Here is a 21,732-nt window from a genome sequence, read left to right as displayed (position 1 = left end):
GCTTGGCGGAATTGCTTGAACGGGTCAAGGGTAATTCGGAGAAATTATTTTATTTGTAGATGTCCGCGATATTAAACAGGCCAGCGGACTTGTTGTGTAACCACAATGCCGCATTGACGGCGCCACGGGCAAAAACGCGACGGTCAAAGGCGCGGTGACTGATGCTAATCTGCTCATCACCCGAAGTAAAAATCACACTATGTTCACCGATTATTTGTCCGGCGCGCAATTCCGCAAAGCCGATCTGCCCCGTCTGACGCGGGCCGGAGGGGTCATAACGGGTGACATCCTCCAATTTAACGCCGCGACCCGACGCAATCGCCGCGCCTACGGCTTTCGCCGTGCCAGAAGGCGCGTCGATTTTCTGACGGTGATGAATGTCCGTAACATCCACATCGTAATCATCCGCTGGCAGGGCAGCGGAAAGTTGACGGGCGATATCGAGTAACAAATTCAGGCCGGGAGAAAAATTCGCCGCGCGCAGGACAGGGATATGTTTTGCAGCGTCAGCAATCACGGCTTCTTCAGCCGCATCCATCCCGGTCGTGCCGATAACCCAGGCACATTGATGACGAATGAGATCGCGCGCATGATCCGGGATCAGCGTGTGGTGACTGACATCAATTATGACGTCAGAACACGCAGCCAGACGACCCAACTCGGAGAAGATATTCTCCGCTACATTCTCCGTTCGCGACGTCCCGCCCGAAAGGGTCAGGTTTCGCGTCCGCATTTCCTCAGCGCAAAGACGACCCAGACGGCCTAAGATGCCCGCAACACCGATGCGCATGGTTTTACCTTCCGTCGAAAAATTCTTTGACTTTGGAGAAAAAGCCAGTGCTTTCCGGGTTTGCCTGTGCCTGGTTTTCGTCCGCTTCTTCCTCAAAAGCCTCCAGCAACTCCCGCCGACGTTTCGTCAGATGGCGCGGCGTTTCAACAGCAAGTTGAAGATACATGTCCCCGCGAGAAGATGACCTCAGCACCGAGAACCCCTTGCCTTTAAGGCGGAAATGATCACCCGCCTGACTTCCCGCCGGGATTTTGACCTTGGCGCGGGAGCCATCAATGACGGGCACCTCAATTTCCGCCCCCAATGCGGCCTGCGCCATACGGAGCGGAAGTCGGCAATGGATGTTTGCCCCTTCCCGATGAAACAGCGCATGGGTGGCGACAGAGATATGCAGATACAGATCCCCGGCCTGCGTACCCGGGCCGCCGGCCTCTCCCTCACCTGTGACGCGCATGCGAGTCCCGTCTTCAATTCCTGCCGGAATGTCGATTTCAAGCTCACGCTGCGTCGGGGTTGTGCCAGCGCCCTGGCATTTTTTGCAGGGGTCGGAGATGACATTGCCTGTGCCATGACAGGTCGGGCAGGGGCGTTCTACCAGAAAGAAACCCTGCTGCGCCCGGACCGCGCCCGCGCCATGGCATGTCGGGCATTGCACACTGCCTTTATTCGGGTCCGCGGAACCACGGCCTGAACATGATTCACATGTGACGCGCGTCGCAAATTTGACGGTCTTCTTAACGCCAGAGAAAGCTTCCGTCAGCGAGATATGGAGCTGTGTCTGGACATCATTGCCCGACCTCTGACGCGTGCGGCGTCGGCCGCCCCCCATCATATCGCCGAACATGTCGAAAATATCTTCAAACCCGCCTGCGTCGAAACCGCTAAACCCGCCGCCACCGCCCATGCTGCCATCAAAGGCCGCATGTCCGTAGCGGTCATAAGCTGCGCGCTTCTGCTCATCCTTCAGGACGGCGTAAGCCTCATTGACCTGCTTGAATTTGTGCTCGGCCGCCGCATCCCCCGCATTACGATCCGGGTGAAAGCGCATCGCCATTTTGCGATAGGCTGTTTTGAGCTCAGCCTGCGATGCGGTGCGGCTGACCTCTAACACCTCATAATAATCCACTTTGGTGGCCATGGAATCCTCTGTCAGGTGCGTCTTGGCATCGTGTCTCGCCAGGAAGTCTCGAAGTCCGAGATGATATCAATCAGGTCGCGTTCAACCCGGGAAGGTAAAAATATATCTGCCGGAAGCGGCGTGCCCGCCCTTCCCAGGAAAGACGGGCACACACCAGCTTCATCAGCTCACGGATGATTTACCGCGACGACTCAGCTTTTTTACTGTCGTCAACATCCTCAAAGTCAGCATCTACAACGTTGTCGTCCGGCTTAGCCTCACCTGATGACGCATTTTCCGCAGCGCCTTCCTCTGACTGGGAGGCTGCATAAGCTGCCTGACCGATCTTCATCGCGGCCTGGGTGAGGCGCTCTGTCGCGGATTTCAACACTTCAGGGTCCGTGCCGTTGACGGCTTCACGCACGGCGGCGACAGCGGTTTCTGCCTCTGCCTTATCCGCTTCGGGAAGCTTGTCACCCGTTTCGGAAATCGACTTCTCTGTCTGATGGATCAGCGCTTCCGCATTATTGCGCAATTCCACCATTTCACGTTTGGCTTTATCCGCCGCAGCATTCGCTTCAGCATCCTTCACCATGCGGTCAATATCCGTATCCGAAAGCCCGCCAGATGCCTGGATTTTGATCTGCTGTTCCTTCCCGGTCGCCTGATCCTTGGCGGAGACATTGACGATACCGTTCGCATCAATATCGAATGTAACTTCAATCTGCGGCACACCGCGTGGGGCGGGTGTGATGCCGGTCAGGTCAAAATTACCGAGCAGCTTATTATCCGCAGCCATCTCACGCTCACCCTGGAAGACCTTAATGGTGACGGCGCTCTGATTATCTTCAGCCGTGGAAAAAACCTGGCTTTTTTTCGTCGGGATCGTCGTATTGCGGTCAATCAGGCGGGTAAAAATACCACCTTTCGTCTCAATGCCCAGTGAGAGAGGCGTGACATCCAGAAGCAGAACATCCTTGACGTCACCTTTCAGGACAGCGCCCTGAATGGCGGCACCGATCGCGACAACCTCATCCGGATTGACGTTACGGGCCGGGTCTTTTCCGAAGAACTGCTTAACCGTTTCGATGACTTTCGGCATACGCGTCATACCGCCGACGAGAATGACCTCATCAATCTCATTGGCGCTGATCGCGCCATCTTTCAACGCAGCCCGACACGGACCCAACGTGCGCTCAATCAAATCATCCACTAGGCTTTCCAGCTTGGCGCGTGACAGTTTGACGACGAGATGTTTCGGGCCGGACGCATCTGCCGTGATGAAGGGCAGGTTGATTTCCGTCTCCTTGGAGGAGGAAAGCTCAATCTTGGCTTTTTCAGCGGCTTCCTTCAGGCGCTGTAGTGCAAGCTTGTCGCCGCGCAGGTCAATGCCCTGATCACGTTTGAATTCATCGGCGAGATAACCAATAATGCGGTTATCGAAATCCTCACCACCGAGGAACGTATCGCCATTGGTCGATTTGACCTCAATCACGCCATCGGAGACTTCAAGCACGGAAATATCGAACGTGCCACCGCCGAGGTCATAAACAGCGACTGTGCCGGAATCGCGTTTGCCAAGGCCATAAGCCAGGGCGGCGGCGGTCGGCTCATTGATGATGCGCAGGACTTCAAGCCCGGCGATCCGACCTGCATCGCGTGTGGCCTGACGCTGGGCGTCATTGAAGTACGCCGGAACGGTGATAACAGCCTGGGCGACTTTCTCACCCAGATAAGCTTCCGCCGTTTCCTTCATTTTACCGAGGACAAAGGCGGAAATCTGTGACGGTGCGTATTTCTCACCGCGCGCCTCAACCCACGCATCGCCATTCTCACCTTTGACGATTTCGTAAGGCACCATCGCCTTGTCTTTTTCAACGGTCGGGTCGCTATAGCTGCGCCCGATCAGGCGTTTGACGGCATAAAGCGTGTTGGAAGGATTGGTGACAGCCTGACGCTTCGCAGCCTGACCGACAAGGCGCTCACCATTGTCGGAAAATGCGACCATGGATGGCGTCGTGCGCGCGCCTTCGCTGTTCTCAATGACTTTGCTCTCATCGCCCTCACGGATCGCGACGCAGGAATTGGTCGTGCCGAGGTCGATACCGATAACTTTGCTCATTTCTGCTTCCTTTCAGCGGTCATCACCAGCCCTGCAAGGCACCGATCATGACCCTTTGGTATAACGTTACGCTCCGGAGCGTATCTGATACCGAATTTTAAGAACCGGAAGGGGGAATTTCAAGTCCCCGCCGCCGAAATTAAGTGCTTTCCCCACCCTCGGATTTGCCCTTGGAAACAACCACCATGGCAGGCTTCAGCAGCCTTCCATGCAATGTCCATGTCGGTGTCCAGGACTCAACCACTGTGCCGGGCGCGTGCGCCGCCGACTCAGTTTCCGCCATGGCCTGATGCAGATTGGCGTCGAAGCTTTTGCCCTTCGGGTGATCGCAGGCAATTCCATGACGCTCAAGAATGCTGATAAAGGACCGTTCCGTGCTCTCTAGCCCCTCACGTAATTTCGAGAGGAGCGGGTCATCATTCTCTAACCGTGGCGGGAGTGAAGCGAGGCCACGCTGAAGGTTTTCAGCGGCTTCCACGACATCGCGAGCGAATTTCTGAATGGCATATTGGCGCGCATCATCAATATCGCGTTTCGAGCGCGTACGGTAATTCTGAAGTTCAGCCTCTGCCCGCATCCACTTATCTTTGAATTCCTGGATGCGCGCCTCATTCTCATCGGCTGAACCTGTTTCGGCGGTGTCGGCTGCAATATTCTCCGACGATGCACCTTCGTGAGGGGTCTCGCCCTCGGGGGTCAGGTCATCGGGGTTCGCGTTTTCCTTTGTCATCGTCATCAAGCCTTACTGCCTGGCCCGGTCCGAGCCGCGTTTACATCTGCCCCATACCTTGAAAGCGCGCGACTTTTAAGGCGCCCCGAGTCGTTTCAACGACACGTTGCAAGGCGGCATATCGGTTTACTATCCTTACTTGGGCACAGCATGCCGATGCGTTATAGGTAGCAGTCATCGGCTGAAAGCCAACCCCAACCATTGGTTCAGCACAAAATTTTATTGTCAGACTCAAGGTAATGACCTCCGCAAAGCACGTGATCGCCCTCGTGGATGATGATCGCAATATCCTGACCTCTGTCCAGATGACGTTGGAGGCTGAAGGTTTCGATGTCGAAACCTTCAGCGACAGCGAAGCCGCCCTTCAACGCCTGCTATCCCACCCCATCAGCCTCGCCATTCTCGATATTAAAATGCCACGCATGGATGGGATGGAATTGCTGCAACGCCTGCGCACGCGGTCCAACCTTCCGGTGATCTTCCTGTCTTCCAAGGACGAGGAGCTTGACCAACTCATGGGATTGCGACTCGGCGCGGATGATTACATCACAAAACCATTTTCCCAACGCCTGTTGTTGGAGAGGATTCGGGTCTTACTGCGCCGGCAGGATGCAAGTCGGGCGGAGGGCGGGCCGACGGCACAATGCGTCCTTACGCGTGGGCCGCTGATATTGGATGAGATGCGTCACCAATGCCTGTGGAACGGGCAGGATATCATGTTGACGGTGACGGAATTTCTCCTCGTCAAAGCGTTGGCCACACGGCCCGGTATTGTCAAATCCCGGGATCAGCTGATCGACGCCGCTTATGGCGATGCTGTTTATGTTGATGATCGTACAATCGACAGCCACATCAAGCGCGTTCGCAAAAAATTCCGTCAGGTGGATGAAGAATTTAACCAAATCGAAACACTTTACGGAATCGGCTACCGGTATAAGGAGCGCTGATGCGCCTGTGAGCGGCGCCGAGGGCCCTGGTAGTGTGTCTCCGTTATTCAAGGTGGGTGTTTGAAGATGTTCCGACTTAACACGCGCATCTTCGCAGATAAAATCCGGAGTTGGGGGGCATCGTGCGCGGCCTGATCTCAGGAAATTTTCATCACCGCTCATGCGGCGCATCCTTCTTCTCAATACGCTGCCCCTGGCGCTCCTGGCTGTAACGCTTCTTTTTCTGAAGGATTTTCAAAATTCCCTGCTCGAAACCGAGGTAAATGCCTTGCGGGAACAGGCGCATATCTACGCCGCGGCTCTTGGCCAAAGTGCCGTCACGCGTCGATCCGGACGAAATTTCGTAACGAGTGACTATGTCTTGGACGCTGCGCTGGCCCGGCCGCTCCTCCTCCGCCTGACAGAACCAAGCCCCCTCGTTGAAGCGAGACTATACGGCCCGGCAGGGCGGGTTGTCGCGACCAGTCGCGGCGCCTTTATCTGCGTGCGTCGAGGAAACCACACGGGCTGCCATATTGAATTCCTTCCTGACTCGGATGCAGCGTCACCCGTGGTTCGTGACCTCGACTCGCCGCTCATGCCTCAGCACCTTATGATGCGCCTTTATTCCTGGCTTTTCTCTCTCCTTCCGCTTTCCTCGCGTCATGGCATTGTCACGCTGGAAAACGCCGATCATCCCTCGCGCCCGGCCCGTGTCCCCGGCAAATACGGAGATGATGCGCCGCCTTATATACGCAGGACAGCGGGTCACAAGCTCATCATCACCGTTGCGGAACCCGTCATCCATGAAGGGCAGACGATCGGCATTCTGCAATTGACGCGTGGCGCACCGGAGGTGGATCGCTCGGTGCTGGCGGTGCGGCCGTCAATATTCTCACTTTTTCTGGTTGCGATGGGGGTAACGGTTTTCCTCTCATGGTATCTTTCCCTAACGATCGCACGCCCCTTATTGCGGCTGGCCGTCGCCGCGAACGATCTTGAAAAGGGCCCAGGAAGAATCGACGATATAGCGGAGGATCTTCTGGCAAGACGGGGCGAGATCGGCATTCTGGCACGCGCGCTTCGGCGAAATATCATAGGGCTATGGGCGCGAATGGACGCAACCGAGCGTTTTGCCGCCGATGTCAGTCACGAGTTGAAAAACCCGCTTTCCTCGATCCGCTCGGCCATTGAAACCTTGCCCCGCGTCACGTCGGACACGCAGCAGAAGCGCCTGCTGAGCATCATTGAGAGTGATGTTCAGCGACTTGATCGTTTGATCACTGATATCGCTGTCGCCAGCCGGATCGATGCCGAGCCTTCCCGAATGCGCGCTGCGGCGACCGATGTGGCGCATATTCTGACGACGTTGCGCGATATGCACCAGACGACCCGCCGGCCCGGTGATCCGGAGATTATTGTGCAGGTGATCGGGAGTACCACGCTTTTCGCCTGGGCCATTGAGGACAGGCCGGTACAGGTGCTTCGCAACATCATCAATAACACACTGTCTTTCTCGCCGGAGAATGGCAAAATCATCCTGAAGGGTGAAAAGTCGGGCAATAAGATTCGCATCACAATCAGTGATGAGGGGCCGGGCATTCCACCATTGAGGATGGAGGAGATTTTTGACCGTTTTTACTCGGAACGGCCGAAAAGTGAATCGTTTGGCCAGCATTCCGGACTTGGTCTATCGATCAGCCGACAAATCATTGAGGCTTCAAACGGCCAGATTTATGCTGAAAACCGCCTTAAGGAGGATGGGGGCATTATCGGGGCACGCTTCGTCATTATCTTACCGGGTGCACCGTCACCGTCACATTTAGCCGGCGTCAAAGATCCGGTTTGACGCGGCGGCGGGCTGAACGCCTTCCAACTGAAGAAGAAAAATCTTATCCTCCAATCCGTTGCCACCAGAATAGCCGCCAAGACCATGATGGCCAACGACACGGTGGCACGGAATCAGGATCGGAAGGGGATTCGCCCCGACAGAGCGTGGACTTCCACCAATTTTCGCCGCGATTTGTCCATAAGTGACTGTCTTACCATAAGGAATATGACGGAGCATTTCCCAGACGCGACGGCGATATGGTGTCCCGAAAGGCTGTATCGGAAGCGCAAACTCCTTGACCTCACCGTCAAAATACCCTTCTAGCAGGTCACGCGCCCGTGCTAGAAGGGGGCCTCATCCTGATCCCGGCCCCAGCCCCAATCCAGAGAAACGAGCGCGCCATCTTCCTCACTGAGCGTTAACGCGCCGAAAGGCGCATGGAAGGAGAGTTGAGGCATGACACGTATATCTCCGCATAGAATGACATGACAGTTTCTACGACCCCGCCTCCTGAGAATGCAACGATTTTTGCCCTTGCAACGGGCCTTGGCGGCGCGATTGCAGTGATGCGCATTAGCGGGCCCCAATCGCGCTTCATCCTCCAGAACTTATGCAGTGGCGCATTGCCAGAGCCGCGGCGTGCCAGCCATCGCCGCCTCCGCTACCAAAATGACATTTTGGATGAGGCTGTTGTTTTATGGTTGCCCGGGCCGTATTCCTATACAGGGGAGGATGGTGCTGAACTGCATCTTCACGCAGGCCCGGCCGTGACGATGCGGTCTCAGAAGCACTCGTCTCACATGGCGCGCGCCCGGCGAAGCCCGGAGAATTTACGTGCCGCGCCGTTCTCCATCAACGCCTTGATCTGATCCAGGCTGAGGCAATCGCTGACCTCGTGGCGTCAGAAAGCCAGATGCAGCGCCAACAGGCCCTCGCGCAATCGGAAAGTGCCTTATCACGCCTCTATGATGGTTGGCGGGAAAAACTGAGTCACCTTCTGGCACAGCAGGAGACGCTGATCGACTTCCCCGATGAAGTGGGTGAGGCGGCGTCAACTGCGCATGTTGAGTCACATCTGGATGCGCTCCTCGGAGAAATGGAAACGCATCTCGAAAATCATCGTGGAGAAATCGTGCAACGCGGATTGACGATCGTCATTGCGATCGAATGGCTCTTTGAGGGAATGAAGCTGCGCCTTCTTGACACGGCCGGGTTACGGGAAACGGAAGATGAGATTGAAGCGGAGGGCATCAAGCGCGCATTGTTTCACGTGAAACACGCGGACGTCGCCCTGCATCTCTATGAAGGTTCTCCGCCTGAAAAGATTTCGGATGACGCTGTGATGATCCGCACGAAGTGTGATTTCGATGCAGATCCGCGTTCTGACCTCGCCATTAGCACATTAACCGGGCAGGGCATCGATTCCCTTTTAAGTCTACTGGCAACGCGTATCAAAAAATTAAAGGATGTGACGGCCACGCCGTTAACGCGGGCGCGTCATCGCGCGGGGATTGAGGAGGCGCGAGCTTACCTTATGGAGGCGCGTCAAACGCCTTTCCCGGAACTGCGCGGCGAGTCACTGCGCCTGACCATGCGCGCTTTGGGGAGGATCACGGATCAAATAGATGTCGAATCTTTGTTGGATGTGATATTCGGCGAGTTCTGCATCGGGAAATAAGCTTCATCATGTCGCATCAATTTGACGTCATTATCATCGGCGGCGGCCATGCCGGGAGTGAGGCCGCAAGTGCGTCCGCGCCTTTCGGCGCGCGCACGGCCTTGTTAACGCAACGCCCTGAGACGATTGGCGCCATGTCCTGCAATCCGGCGATTGGTGGTATCGGGAAAGGCCACCTCGTGCAGGAGATCGACACGCTTGATGGCTTGATGGGGCGGGCATCCATTTCAAGCTGCTGAATCGTTCGAAAGGCCCCGCAGTCCATGGCCCCCGCGCGCAGGCGGATCGGCACCTTTATGCCAAAGCGATTGGGAGGCTTCTTACAGAAACGCCTAATCTTGAGATCGCGAGCGGAGAGGCTGCGGATCTCATCGTTAAGTCAGGTCGTGTGGCGGGTGTCATTTGCGCGGATGGCAGGGAATATCATGCTGGTGCGGTCGTTCTGACGACCGGCACTTTCCTCGGCGGTGTCATCCATATCGGGCATGAGCAGACGCCTGCGGGCAGGCTGGGCGAAAACCCGGCCACTCGCCTTGCTGGCACGCCTTCGGGCCATGAATCTGCCCATGTCACGGCTGAAAACCCGGCACACCGCCGCGGCTTTTGCGGGAAACGATTGATTGGGAGACCCTGCAGGAAGACCCAAGTGACCACGCGCCCGAACCTTTCAGCCGTATGACGTCGCATTTACCAAATGAAACGCTGTCATGCCGCATCACCCATACCACGTCAGAAACACATCAGATCATCCGCGACAATCTTGCCGCGTCAGCACTTTATGGCGGCACGATCGCAGGGCGAGGACCGCGTTATTGCCCGTCGATTGAGGATAAAATTGTCAAATTCGGTGAGCGGGAAAGCCACCAGATTTTTCTGGAGCCGGAGGCGCTTCCCGGCCATCCTGGTAGCGATCTCGTTTACCCGAACGGTATCTCCACGAGCTTTCCGCTTGCGGTTCAGAAGCACATCATCGCGTCAATTCCCGGCTTGTCACATGCGCAGATCGCCGCGCCGGGCTATGCGGTGGAGTATGATCACGTCGAATCACGCGCCCTTCAGCCCAATCTCTCCCTGCGCGGCATTAAAGGGCTCTATTTTGCCGGGCAGATTAATGGCACGACAGGATATGAGGAAGCGGCGGCGCAGGGCCTTATTGCCGGGCTCAATGCAGCACGCCACGTCTCGGGCGCATCGCCTCTCATATTGAGCCGGGACTAGGCTTATATCGGCCTGATGCTTGATGACCTCACCCTGCAAGGTGTGACCGAACCTTATCGCATGTTCACTTCACGCGCGGAATATCGCTTGCTCCTGCGGGCGGATAATGCGGATCTGCGCTTGACAGGGCTGGGCGCGACATATGGCTGTGTCGGAATCGGCGCAACTTCAAGCGTTTGAGCGGGAGCGCGACGTCATTGAAGCGGCCATCAGACAGGGGGCTATCCCCGCTTTGAATCCTGCGCAACTTAAGCGGGCCGGGCTGACCGTCTCACAGGATGGTCGCAAACGATCCATAATGGACATCCTGACTTTGGGGCAGACGATTGAAGATTGGTCAGCTATCGCGCCATGGTATGTTGAATTGCCCCGCCCGCCGCATCCGGGACTACTTGCAGACAGAGGCGCGTTATGCCGGCTATTTGCGGCGACAGGCGCGTGAGGTCAAACAGTTGGAAGCTGAGTCGGATCTCGTCCTCGCGGATGACCTTGATTATTCCAAAATCGGGGCTCAGTCTGGAAATGCAGGAGCGTCTCTCCCGCGCGCGTCCGGCGAGTTTCGCTGCGGCGCAGCGTGTGCCCGGCGTAACGCCTGCGGCATTGATCGCGCTTTTGGCCCATGTCCGGTATGCGGCCTGATACGTCTCAGTGACGACAAAATAACCCGCTTGCGGCATTTTGAGTCAATTCGGCTCAAGTGGAATGCACGCATTAATCTGGTCAGCGCGCGCGACGCACAGAATACATGGACGCGGCATATCGCTGACTCCCTGCGCCTGATGCCTTTGATCCCCTCGGGAAGTCGCATCATCGATCTCGGATCGGGAGGGGGTTTTTCCTGGCCTTGTTCTCGGCATAGCGTGCAAAATCGACATCACGTTAGTCGAGTCTGACCAGAGGAAATGTGCATTTCTTCGTGAAGCGGCGCGCGCCTGTGCGGTCAACGCAAAAGTGATCTGTAACCGTATTGAAAGAGTTTCTTTGCCGCCTGCGCCGATCATGATGGCACGTGCCCTGGCGCCGTTGGAACGTTTGATTGGCTGGTCGGTTCCGCTTCTTCAGCCCGATGGCGTTGCCCTTTTTCTGAAGGGAAAAACGTCGACGAAGAATTGCACAATGCGCGACGAATATGGGATATGCGCGTTGAGATTGTTAATGAACCCGCTCGCCCTGAGGGCGTCATATTTAAAGTCTCTCACATTCAAAGAGCCGGAATAAAAGATGAATGACAAAGCTTACGTGATTGCCGTCGCCAATCAAAAAGGCGGTGTGGGCAAAACGACAACCGCCATCAATCTGGCAGCGGCTCTCGCTGAAACGCGGCGTGTCCTGCTGATCGATCTTGACCCCCGCAGGGGAACGCCTCAACCGACCTCGGCGTGGGTTATGACCGGCGCAGTCATGGCGCCTATGCTGCCTTGATCCAAAACGAAGACGCCGCCGCCCTGTCGCGTCCAATCATGGTCCCAAACCTCGATATCATCGCTGCGGATAATGACCTGGCGGGCGCGGAGATCGAACTGACCATGAAGGACCGGCGTGAGAGCCGCCTAAAGGATGTCGTCGACGTGGTGGGCAGTGCTTATGACGTAATCGTCGTGGATTGTCCGCCGAGTCTGGGCCTGCTGACACTTAATGCGCTCGTCGCAGCGCAGGGTGTGCTTATTTCGCTGCAATGCGAGTTTTTCGCGCTTGAGGGCATTACGCAAATGACGCGGACGATTGACCGTGTTCGTAAAGCGTTAAACCCTTCCTTAACGATTTCGGGCATTGTGCTGACAATGTATGACCGACGTAATAATCTCTCCGAACTCGTGGCGGCCGATGCGCGCAGTTTCTTCGGCGATAAAGTTCTTGAGGCGCTTATCCCCCGCAATATCCGTATCTCTGAAGCGCAGAGCCACGGGAGCTCCATCTTTGATTATGATGCACGGAGCAGCGGTGCCGTTGCCTACACGGCATTGGCGGAAGAGCTCTCACGACGTTGCTTGAAAGTAAAGGCAGATCAACCGGCATGAAGAAATCTCCCCCACTCCGACTCGACCGCGGCCTGGCCGCGCTTTTGGGTGATGATCAGGAAGGCCCCGCTCAGCCGTCTGAGGAAGTGACTGAGCGCACGCAGAACATGTCGGTGCTGGGGGGGGTGGACCAACTCGAACCCGCGCGCTTCCAGCCGCGCCAGGCGATTGATGAAACGGACCTTGTCGAGTTAACGGAGTCCATCAGGACGCGCGGCATCCTCCAGCCAATTCTCGTGCGTCCGATGCTGAATCAGGAAAATACTTTCCAGATTATCGCCGGTGAGCGTCGTTGGTGTGCGGCCCAGCGGGCGGGCCTGCATGAAGTGCCGGTGCACATACGCCACTTTGATGATGCGGACGCCATGGTGGCAGCCTTGGTTGAAAACCTGCAACGCGCCGATCTCAACGCCATCGAAGAAGCAGAGGGGCTCCGGCGACTTCAGACAGATTTCGCCTTGACGCAGGAGGAATTATCCGACGCCATCGGAAAGTCGCGCTCCCATATCGCCAATACGTTGCGTATCCTTAATCTGCCACACAGGGTGCGACAGCTTGTCAAATCCGGCAAGCTGACGGCGGGCCATGCGCGCGCTTCTGGCGCATCCGGACCCGATCTCCGGCGCGGCCATCGTTATCGCCCGGCATCTCAATGTGCGCCAGACGGAGGCGCTGGCGAAGCAGGTCACCTCAACCAACGTCAAGCTGCGGCGGCAAACACCGCGTAACGATGAGATTATCCGTCTCGAAAGTGGTTTGGCGCGCCATCTCGGGCTTAAGGTCAAAATCGCCTATGATGGCAAAGGTGGGTATTTGCGTCTGGATTACCGCAGTCTGGACCAGTTTGAAAATCTGATGCGTCTTTTGAAACCGTAAAAAGACGCATCTGGCTTGTCGATGGGGCAACGTGCTGTTAAAATCCTTCCCCACGACAACACGTCAATGGGCGCATAGCTCAGTTGGTAGAGCGGCTGACTCTTAATCAGCGGGTCCTAGGTTCGAGCCCTAGTGCGCCCACCATTGACCGGTCATCTCACCCTTTGGATACGGACATACCGGGCCGGTCGTGCCATGAGCGTGAGCGCATCTCCTCAAGGCGAGATATTGTGCGTTGGAAGGCCGTTACATTCCCCCCCCCCGCCGGGTAGAGATCCTCTGGCCATACGTCAGAGGACGCATAGAGACGCGTTCCGTTCTCATAAAGCACGTCGATCAAACGGATGAAACGCAGCGCCTCATCATAGCGATCAGGGGAAAGTTGCGGGATGGCTTCGATCATCACCACGGGATAGCGCGCGGCCAGCGCCAGAAACTCCGCCGTGCCAGACATGACGGAGCAGAGTTCCGCAAACTGACATCGCGCCACCTTGTCCCCGCTACAGGCGATCGGGAATTGACGTGAGCCGATCTGGAGATGCGCCTTCGACGGCGCGGATGAGGAGAATTCCTCAAAAAGCCGCGAGAAAATCTTGCGGCTTTCCGCGTCCGGAGGCACGCGCCAGGCATTTTCAGCCATGTCACGCGCGCGTCGATAATCACGCTGCGCGGCCAGCGTGATGACGCATACATGCGCCATAATTTGAGTGATGAGTGGGCGGACGGTCGTTTGGGCCTGGCGATTATGGCGCAACAACGCATCCGGATGGGTGTTGGATGTCATCACAATATGGACGCCCGCCGTCAGAAGCAGGTCGATTATGCGGAGATTGACGACAGCGTCCGACATGTCATTAAGCTGAAACTCGTCAAAGCAAAGGACGCGATTATGCTGGGCGAGTTCCGCCAACGGATCATCATAACGTTTTTGGCGCAATTGGGGACTGTTCAGAGCCCTCAGGATTTCCTGCATGAACTCATGAAAATGCACCCGCCGCTTCTGCCGGAAATCGAGACTCTTAAAGAACAGATCCATCAACATGGTTTTGCCGCGTCCCACCTCCCCCAAAAGGTAGATGCCGCGGCCCGGCGCAGCGCGCGTGATGCGTCTTCTGATCGCTGAGCGCAGTCCTGTGGTTGCATGGGATTTCTGCTGCGTCGCCTCATGCCCGAATGCGTCCAGCGCATCGACACATTGGGCCTGGGTCGCATCCGGCTCCAATCGACCGAAAGCCAGCGCCTCGCGATAAAGTGCTTTGAGTCCGCCGGGCGTGGGCGTCGCGCCATTATGCATTATTAAATCCTTCATTATGAAATGCTCATGACGTTCCGTTTATCGCCTGACCCTTTGACCGGTATCAACCCACCCCGCCAGCGTAAAGGGTGAGGGGCGATTCATTAGGGATTCTTTAGCGTTTTTCGCATCACAAATGCTGTGTAACGGGTGACGCTGTGGCGTCACCGATGTATGTTGGCCATCCCATGACGGCAGGTTGAGAGTGTAACGATGGTGACTGATCGCCGCGACTCCCTTTATGAAGGTGTCAATTCTGAAGGTAACCGGGTACGGCGGCCGAAATCCCCTCATCTGACAATTTATAAATTCCGCCTTTCCATGTTGATGTCGATCGGCAACCGCCTTGCCGGGGTGGCCTCGACTGCAGGGTTAGGAGTGTTTGCCTACTGGCTGCGTGGCCTCGCACGTGGTGGGGTTGCTTACCAAAGATCCAATGCACTGCTCCGTCACCCGGTTGCGCGGCTGACATTGGCCGGGTGGTGCGCCGCCTCCATTTATCATCTCGTGGCGGGTTTACGTCACCTTATCTGGGATGATGCGCACCGGCTGGAAAAAACGCAGATCAACAAAGACGGCCCGCGCGCCCTAATGATGACAATGATGATGACGACCATCGTCCTCGGAAGTCTGACAATGCGCGCAAGACGTCGCAGAGGTTCTGAATGATGAAAACCCAAGCTGAAGAACACCCTCACAAAAAAGGACGCCCGCATTGGCTTCAGGAGCGTGCGAGTGCGGTCATGCTGATACCACTGACACTCTGGACCAGCCTGTTCGCTTTCAACGCGATCGGAAAATCGCGAGATGTCCTCGTCGCATGGTTTGGCAGGCCGCGTCACATTATTGCCCTGGCGCTTATGGTTGGGCTCGCGGCGCGCCACATGCAATTGGGGCTGGAGGTAATTATCGGCGATTACTTCAGGGGTGCGCGACAAAAAGCGGCTAAGGCGCTGACCCGCGTTTTCTGTGTGGGGTTTGTGTTGAGCGTCGTGCTGTCCCTTTTGCAGCTGCGACGCCAAAGCAGGGCGGGGGCGGATAAATGACGATCTCCGATTCTTATCGCGTGATCCGTCACGAATATGATGTCGTCGTGGTGGGTGCGGGTGGTGCGGGGTTGCGCGCCACGCTCGGTATGGGGGCGGCGGGGCTGCGCACAGCGTGCGTCACCAAAGTGTTTCCAACGCGTAGCCACACGGTGGCCGCGCAGGGCGGGATCGGCGCGGCTCTCGGCAATATGGAGGAGGATAATTGGCGGTGGCATATGTATGACACCGTTAAGGGCTCAGATTGGCTCGGGGATCAGGACGCTATCGAATTTATGTGTCGTGAGGCGGAAAGCGCGGTTAAGGAGCTGGAACATCTGGGCGTGCCTTTTTCTCGCACTGAGGATGGTCGCATCTATCAGCGCCCTTTTGGCGGTCACACGCGGGAATTCGGGCAGTCCCCCGTGCCGCGCGCCTGCGCGGCGGCAGACCGTACGGGGCACGCTATTCTGCATACGCTGTACCAGCAAGGCCTGAAGCACAAGGTCTCATTTTACGTCGAGTTCTTCGTGCTCGACCTCATTATGGATGAGGCGGGTCAGTGTCGCGGTATTGTGGCGTGGTGCCTGGATGATGGCACGATCCACATCTTCAGCGCGAAAATGGTTGTGCTCGCCACGGGTGGTTATGGCCGCGCGTTTTTAAGCTGCACGGCGGCGCATTCCTGCACCGGTGATGGTGGCGGCCTGGCGATGCGCGCGAGGTTACCGACGCAGGACATGGAATTTGTGCAGTTCCACCCGACAGGGATTTACCCTGCTGGATGCCTGCTGACAGAAGGGTGCCGTGGCGAAGGCGGTTATCTGACCAATGCGGATGGTGAGCGCTTCATGGAGCGCTATGCGCCCACAACGAAAGATCTCGCATCTCGAGATGTCGTCTCACGCGCCATGACCATTGAAATCAATGAGGGGCGGGGATGCGGTCCGAATAAAGACCATATCATGCTTCATCTTGAGCATCTGGGCGCTGACCTTTTGCATCAGCGCCTGCCTGGCATCTCGGAGACGGTGCGTGTTTTTGCTGGCGTTGATGTCACGCGGGAGCCTGCACCCGTCCTGCCGACCGTGCATTACAATATGGGGGGCGTGCCGACCACGATACATGGCGAGGTTATCAACCCGACGGAGGACGACCCCGATCACATTGTCCCCGGCCTGATGGCGGCGGGTGAAGCGGCATGTGTCTCCGTGCATGGTGCGAACCGGCTCGGGACAAATTCGCTGCTTGATCTCATCGTGTTCGGGCGTGCGGTCGCGCGGCGGGCGGCGGAGCAGATCGACCCCAAACTTCCCGTGTCGTCGGCGCCGGAGGCGGAGGTCGAAAAAATCATCGCCTCTTTCGACAAATTGCGCCACGCTGATGGGACATATACGGTCGCACAATTGCGGGAGCGCCTGCAGTGCACCATGCAGGCGCATGCGTCCGTGTTCAGAAACGACAAGTCCCTGTCGGAAGGCTGCGATAAAATACGCGCCCTCTGGAAGGATAGTCAGCAAGTGGCTCTGCGAGATCGCTCCTTGATCTGGAATAGCGACCTGATGGAGGCGCTAGAATATCAGAACCTCCTCGCCAATGCAACTGTCACAATCGAAAGCGCCCATGCCCGCCATGAGTCGCGCGGGGCCCACGCCCATGACGATTATCCAGAGCGTGACGATAAGAACTGGATGAAGCACACAGTTTCCTACCTCGACGCGCAGGGCGGCGTCCGGCTGACTTATCGGCCGGTGCACCTTAAAACCCTCACGGATGACGTTGAGGTCTTCCCCCCTAAAAAGCGCGTTTACTAAGGAGAGGTCGCGATGGCTGAATTACGGCTTTCCGAGGAGAGCAGAGTCACCCAGGGGAAAACATTTCTTGCGGCGGCGGGGGCAAAGAATCGTCGGTTCTTCCAGGTTTATCGCTGGTCACCGGATGCAGGCGAGACGCCGCGGATGGATCGTTACGAGCTGGACCTTGACAAAATCGGCCCCATGATTCTCGATGCGCTGCTCTTCATCAAAAATGAGGTTGACCCGACCCTGACCTTCCGCCGGTCCTGTCGTGAAGGTATTTGCGGATCATGCGCGATGAATATCGATGGCGAGAATACGCTTGCCTGCCTCAAGCCTATTGAGAGCATCAAAGGCGTGGTGACCATCAACCCGCTTCCGCACATGCCGGTCGTCAAGGATCTGGTTCCCAACCTGAACGGGGCCTATAAGCAGCTGGAAGTCATTGAGCCCTGGCTGAAAAATGAGACCCCTGCACCGAAAGATGAGGAGCGGCATCAATCCATTGCGGACCGCGAAAAACTCGATGGATTGTGGGAATGTATTTTGTGTTTCTGCTGCACGACTTCCTGTCCTTCTTATTGGTGGAATGGGGATCAGTATCTCGGCCCGGCGACTTTGCTTGCGGCACAAAGGTGGATTGTTGATTCCCGTGACACGCATGAGGTTGAAAGGTTGGAAAATCTCGATGACCCGATGAAGCTTTATGCCTGTCGGTCGATAATGAATTGTACGCAGACTTGTCCGAAAGGCCTCAACCCGGCCAAAGCCATCGCGCAGATCAAGAAGAAACAAGTTTTGCGCGGGCCCAAGTAGGCAGCCCTGTCGTCGCCAGAAATGCCTGTTTTGGGGCGGGCTGTATCCGTTTCTATCACGAGATATTTCGCGCGCGGCGGGACGGAGAATTTCGCTCTCGTGCCATTGGCGGAGATGAATGTCACTGCCTCTCCCGTGTCCGTCCTCAGTCTCACTTCCCGGATGGAAGAGGAAGCATCCTGCGCGGCATGACCACCATAGCCAAGCGACGCGGCTCTCTCAGTAAGCATTGACCAGACATTCTTGAGAGTCTCGGCCGAATGCAGGAGCGGAAGTTGCGCGTTGAACGGAACAGAAGAAGCATCCGGCTCAACCGAGTCAAAACGTTGGCGCGACGCGTTGGGACGGTAGCTCTCTGTGGGCAGATTCTCCGCATAAATGACGGCATATTCGGACAGGGTGAAGTGATAATAAGTGTAGTGCAGGCGGTCCCGGTCATAAGTGATTGAGGTATCATTTATCAGGCACCGAACCGGGATCATGGCGCCAGCCACCCAGACGCAGTGCTCAGACGTGATCCAGAGGTCACGGGCGGGTTGCTGGTCCCCGAAAGCATGGGGCCGTATATGCACAAGAAGGCTTTCATCCGGGATGGCACCGTGGAGGTTGAGCGTCTTGCGGCCAACCCAGGTAATCTGACGCGGGCCGTCCTGCGTGAGACGGCATCCCCGACAGCCTGCTCCTCAACACGGCGGTTTCTGTCAGGAGTTTGGATGAAAGTGCCTTCAGCGAAACAGGCGAAGATCCCAATACCGCCCTCAGGGCCCGCCCTCCATTGCACCCCGGGGGAAATTACCGTTCAAGGTCAGAGAATTTCCGTTGGTGAGATGGATGGTGATGCCGGATGAATTCGGCGTGATACTGCTGACCTGTTTGCCCCAATATTTCAGGTCGATGATATCGATGTTAAATGAGTCGCCCGTAACGTTGAAGTAATAATGATCAAGATCTTTAGCGTAGGTTTCAAAGTGCCCACCGGAGCCAAGATTGACGCGCAGAGGGCCGGAATTATCAAGGACCTCCGGGGTTGGCATCCTCATTTTGCCCGCGTTGATCATCAAAATTGTTGAGGCATTATAGTAAACAGGCCCGCCGGCCCACGAGACTGAGTCACCCCAGTTGAGGGTGATGTTATTGAGCAGCGTGGTGCGGGCCGTCATCTGAAACCTGCCGCCATTGATCGTCAAACCATCAATCGTCGGCCCCTGGCCTGAGGAGTAAACGTCTCCATCATTTATGGTGAGTCCGCGAATGATCACATCTGCGTTTAACTGCACACGACCGCCACCATTGACGGTGATATTTCCACCAACAGTCTTCGGTTGGAAAATCAATGCATCGCCGCCATTGACCCATTTATTCCATCCTGTACCGTTATCTCCGGGCAACACGATCCAAGTTGTTGCCATGACTTCAAGTCCTCTCTTCGATAATGATTGTTTTTGCCGCAGGGTCGGCTTTCATCGGGGCGGGCTCATTTGCTGACGGCCTTGAGCTTTCCGCAACATGGGGGTCACGGTTTGAAGATGCGGGGGGCGCGTCTCGCGTCTCGCATCACCCGCCCATTGACGAAGGAGATGCGCCGCTCCCCGTCTGAAAAACTGATCGGCATGTCGAAGATCACCTGCTCTCCCCAAAATGCGGGGGAAAAACGCAATTCTGTCATGACGGCACCGGAGAAGTCCGTGCGTGCCAGGTCCTGCCCGCCGAAACGCGCCGAAGTGCAGACGGCGCCGATAAATCGCGTATTCGTCAGCGTCGCATCGCGAAAATCAGCCCCGCGCGCCATGGTGCCCGTCAGGTCCGCATCGGAGAGGTCCGCGCCAACGAAGGATGCGTAAGAGAGGTCGGCGCCCGTGAGACACGCATTGACGAGAGACGCACCTGCGAGATCTGCCCCTGACAGATTTGCCCCGCGTAAATCTGCGTTCGTTAGGTCGCGGCCATAGAGATCCGCATCATGTAGAAAAACGCGTCGGAGATCCCGGCTGACCAACGTCGTGTTATGAGGTGATGCGTTTTCAAAGGTCGTGTAGGCGGGTGATCGTTCATCCTCAGCCAGGACAAACTGGCGGGGTTGATCTGGAGTTTTGCGAAGGAAGTAAAACAACACACTACGCACCTCATCTACTGCCGCCACGACAACATGACAGGCATGCGGAACCACACAGCAATCCGTCAGTTTCAAAAATTTTAGAAGCTGCCCGTGACGATTTTTACTAAGTTCTATTACATAATTACTTGGTCAAGAACCGAGATTAAGGCCGGTGAATGGAAGGAAAAACATCTTGATTCATTCTTCTATAGTCTTAAATAATACATGTTGGTTTAGAGATTCGTTAGATAATCGATAACATGAAAGAATGCTGTCGAACAAACGGAAAATTAGGATTCGATTCAGATTTGGCGCGCTCTATAAAAATGAGTACATGAGTACTACGTTTAACGTCGCACAATAGATCGGTCCTCTTTCCGCATGGCCTTGACGTTTCAGCTTGAGTCTGACAGGCGAGAATGGCCGCTTCTTACGCCGCTCACGCCGCCACGCAAGTGTCATACTGCAATTTCCAGCTATTTAAAGTCGAGAATGATTTTTGTGGAGGCCGCGTTAACGCCGCCAAGGCTGGCTTTTACCTGAATTCATCCTGTTTATTCAAACACTTGGCGTGTCAATAAGGTCAGCGGGAAGTAATGGATAGATCTGCCTGAAACGCGTGAGGAAGCGAAGCCAGAAGAGGCTTCCCGCGGAGAGGGCCTCTTGCGTCGAGATATTGAGCGTGTCCTTGACGGACATGACTTGCCCGTCAACAAGCACGTTATCGCCCAACAAGACGACGTTACAGCCAAAGCCATCAAGTTGGACGGGATGACCCTCAAACTTCATTCTGTCCCAGGTGGCTTCCTGAAAGCGCGCATTGATGCACCGCGTCGGCCCCCCCAGGAGCTATGACTCAGATCCGCCTGATGAAAATTGGCGCGCGTGCAGTCTGCGCCGTCGAAGCGCGCTGCCGTCAGATGTGCATCGCAGAAATCGGCGTCGCTCAGCGTGACGCCGACCAGCGATGTCGTCAGAAGATCGGCGCGTATGAACGTTGCTCGGGTGAGATTGGTGTTGAGAAAACGCGCGCCGGAGAGTGACGCATCGTCAAACCGCGCGCGCATGAGGGAGGCGCCCGAGAAGTCGGCGTCTTGCAAAGAGGCGCCGCTGAAATCCGCGTCATCCAGAATACAGCCGATGAAGCATTGTCCCCTTAAATCTGCATGGCGGCAGGAGACGCCCCTAAGATCTGCATCGATGAGATTTTGGCCAAGTTGGGCGCATTGTTGAACAGCCGCACCGCGACACCTGCCCAAATCCTCCGTGACGTCCTCCAGCGGACGTGCGACAGAGGCGACGGGCTTCCCTGAAAATTTGTGAAGTATATCGAAGCACATGGCGGTTCTTCCGCGGATGACGCGATCTCAGAAGAGTAATCGACCTGCATCATGATGAAG

At 56.3% G+C, this 21,732-nt stretch carries 17 protein-coding genes, 1 tRNA gene and 6 pseudogenes; 13 read left to right on the top strand and 11 right to left on the bottom strand.

Translation table 11 applies throughout. The features are described 5' to 3' along the window. Positions 1–49: 49 nt before the first annotated feature. The 4 genes from dapB to AAYR33_09095 form a co-directional block, all read right to left on the bottom strand. The gene (dapB, locus tag AAYR33_09110; protein XAO71129.1) at positions 50–790 is read right to left on the bottom strand and encodes a 4-hydroxy-tetrahydrodipicolinate reductase; all 741 of its coding nucleotides are present in this window, start codon (positions 788–790) and stop codon (positions 50–52) included. 4 nt (positions 791–794) lie between these two features. Further along, on the bottom strand, positions 795–1,928 hold the full coding sequence (gene dnaJ, locus AAYR33_09105; GenBank protein XAO71128.1) for a molecular chaperone DnaJ: 1,134 nt from the start codon (positions 1,926–1,928) through the stop codon (positions 795–797). A 178-nt stretch (positions 1,929–2,106) separates the two neighbouring features. Continuing rightward, on the bottom strand, positions 2,107–4,029 hold the full coding sequence (dnaK, locus tag AAYR33_09100; protein XAO71127.1) for a molecular chaperone DnaK: 1,923 nt from the start codon (positions 4,027–4,029) through the stop codon (positions 2,107–2,109). A gap of 139 nt (positions 4,030–4,168) precedes the next feature. After that, a complete protein-coding gene (locus AAYR33_09095) occupies positions 4,169–4,765 on the bottom strand; it encodes a nucleotide exchange factor GrpE (protein ID XAO71126.1) in 597 nt (198 codons plus the stop codon). 233 nt (positions 4,766–4,998) lie between these two features. Between AAYR33_09095 and AAYR33_09090 the strand changes: the two genes are divergently transcribed. Then, positions 4,999–5,706, top strand: coding sequence for a response regulator transcription factor (locus AAYR33_09090; GenBank protein ID XAO71125.1), 708 nt, complete (start codon positions 4,999–5,001; stop codon positions 5,704–5,706). Between the two features lie 97 nt (positions 5,707–5,803). Beyond that, positions 5,804–7,534, top strand: a complete 1,731-nt coding sequence (locus tag AAYR33_09085; protein ID XAO72451.1) for a HAMP domain-containing sensor histidine kinase — start codon at positions 5,804–5,806, stop codon at positions 7,532–7,534. Here the strand turns inward: AAYR33_09085 and AAYR33_09080 are convergent. Further along, positions 7,508–7,974, bottom strand: a pseudogene (locus tag AAYR33_09080) (methylated-DNA--[protein]-cysteine S-methyltransferase). The gene AAYR33_09085 and the pseudogene AAYR33_09080 overlap by 27 nt on opposite strands. 27 nt (positions 7,975–8,001) lie before the next feature. Here AAYR33_09080 and AAYR33_09075 point away from each other — a divergent pair. The 7 genes and pseudogenes from AAYR33_09075 to AAYR33_09045 all read left to right on the top strand — a co-directional run bounded on the left by AAYR33_09075 (position 8,002) and on the right by AAYR33_09045 (position 13,450). After that, positions 8,002–9,194, top strand: a pseudogene (locus AAYR33_09075) (tRNA modification GTPase). A gap of 8 nt (positions 9,195–9,202) precedes the next feature. Next, a pseudogene (gene mnmG / locus AAYR33_09070) lies at positions 9,203–11,051 on the top strand (tRNA uridine-5-carboxymethylaminomethyl(34) synthesis enzyme MnmG). Positions 11,052–11,080: 29 nt separating this feature from the next. Continuing rightward, positions 11,081–11,305, top strand: coding sequence for an RsmG family class I SAM-dependent methyltransferase (locus AAYR33_09065; protein XAO71124.1), 225 nt, complete (start codon positions 11,081–11,083; stop codon positions 11,303–11,305). Then, entirely contained in the window at positions 11,226–11,630 is a 405-nt protein-coding gene (locus tag AAYR33_09060; GenBank protein ID XAO72450.1) for an RsmG family class I SAM-dependent methyltransferase, read from the top strand. The genes AAYR33_09065 and AAYR33_09060 overlap by 80 nt, the downstream gene beginning before the upstream one ends. A 3-nt stretch (positions 11,631–11,633) precedes the next feature. Beyond that, positions 11,634–12,430 (top strand): annotated as a pseudogene (locus AAYR33_09055) (ParA family protein). Continuing rightward, positions 12,427–13,306: pseudogene (locus AAYR33_09050) on the top strand (ParB/RepB/Spo0J family partition protein). Before AAYR33_09055 ends, AAYR33_09050 begins: the two co-directional pseudogenes overlap by 4 nt. 68 nt (positions 13,307–13,374) lie before the next feature. Then, a tRNA-Lys gene (locus AAYR33_09045) sits at positions 13,375–13,450 on the top strand. Positions 13,451–13,463: 13 nt separating this feature from the next. On the opposite strand, the gene zapE is transcribed toward AAYR33_09045, so the two are convergent. After that, positions 13,464–14,615 carry a cell division protein ZapE gene (gene zapE, locus AAYR33_09040; protein XAO71123.1) on the bottom strand — a complete coding sequence of 384 codons (1,152 nt, stop codon included), beginning with the start codon at positions 14,613–14,615 and terminating at the stop codon, positions 13,464–13,466. A 198-nt stretch (positions 14,616–14,813) separates the two neighbouring features. Between zapE and sdhC the strand changes: the two genes are divergently transcribed. The 4 genes from sdhC to AAYR33_09020 are packed head-to-tail and all read left to right on the top strand — an operon-like array spanning position 14,814 to position 18,237. Continuing rightward, entirely contained in the window at positions 14,814–15,269 is a 456-nt protein-coding gene (gene sdhC / locus AAYR33_09035) for a succinate dehydrogenase, cytochrome b556 subunit (protein XAO71122.1), read from the top strand. After that, positions 15,266–15,646, top strand: coding sequence for a succinate dehydrogenase, hydrophobic membrane anchor protein (sdhD, locus tag AAYR33_09030; protein ID XAO71121.1), 381 nt, complete (start codon positions 15,266–15,268; stop codon positions 15,644–15,646). The genes sdhC and sdhD overlap by 4 nt, the downstream gene beginning before the upstream one ends. Next, a complete protein-coding gene (gene sdhA / locus AAYR33_09025; GenBank protein ID XAO71120.1) occupies positions 15,643–17,439 on the top strand; it encodes a succinate dehydrogenase flavoprotein subunit in 1,797 nt (598 codons plus the stop codon). The genes sdhD and sdhA overlap by 4 nt, the downstream gene beginning before the upstream one ends. 12 nt (positions 17,440–17,451) lie before the next feature. Continuing rightward, on the top strand, positions 17,452–18,237 hold the full coding sequence (locus AAYR33_09020) for a succinate dehydrogenase iron-sulfur subunit (GenBank protein XAO71119.1): 786 nt from the start codon (positions 17,452–17,454) through the stop codon (positions 18,235–18,237). Here the strand turns inward: AAYR33_09020 and AAYR33_09015 are convergent. From AAYR33_09015 to AAYR33_08995, 5 genes and pseudogenes are all read right to left on the bottom strand, one after another. After that, positions 18,126–18,878, bottom strand: a pseudogene (locus AAYR33_09015) (Hint domain-containing protein). The gene AAYR33_09020 and the pseudogene AAYR33_09015 sit on opposite strands and share 112 nt — an antisense overlap. 117 nt (positions 18,879–18,995) lie before the next feature. Next, a complete protein-coding gene (locus tag AAYR33_09010; protein ID XAO71118.1) occupies positions 18,996–19,646 on the bottom strand; it encodes a hypothetical protein in 651 nt (216 codons plus the stop codon). Positions 19,647–19,750: 104 nt separating this feature from the next. Next, positions 19,751–20,425 (bottom strand): pentapeptide repeat-containing protein, encoded by a 675-nt coding sequence (locus AAYR33_09005; protein ID XAO71117.1) that lies wholly within the window; start codon positions 20,423–20,425, stop codon positions 19,751–19,753. A gap of 465 nt (positions 20,426–20,890) precedes the next feature. Continuing rightward, positions 20,891–21,121 carry a hypothetical protein gene (locus AAYR33_09000; protein XAO71116.1) on the bottom strand — a complete coding sequence of 77 codons (231 nt, stop codon included), beginning with the start codon at positions 21,119–21,121 and terminating at the stop codon, positions 20,891–20,893. After that, on the bottom strand, positions 21,118–21,672 hold the full coding sequence (locus AAYR33_08995; GenBank protein ID XAO71115.1) for a pentapeptide repeat-containing protein: 555 nt from the start codon (positions 21,670–21,672) through the stop codon (positions 21,118–21,120). The genes AAYR33_09000 and AAYR33_08995 overlap by 4 nt, the downstream gene beginning before the upstream one ends. Positions 21,673–21,732 lie beyond the last annotated feature (60 nt).

The organism is Acetobacteraceae bacterium, assembly GCA_039613835.1.
Taxonomy (GTDB): domain Bacteria; phylum Pseudomonadota; class Alphaproteobacteria; order Acetobacterales; family Acetobacteraceae; genus Sorlinia.
The sequence above is the reverse complement of the archived record's forward strand: the minus strand, read 5'-3'. Positions and strand labels throughout refer to the sequence as shown.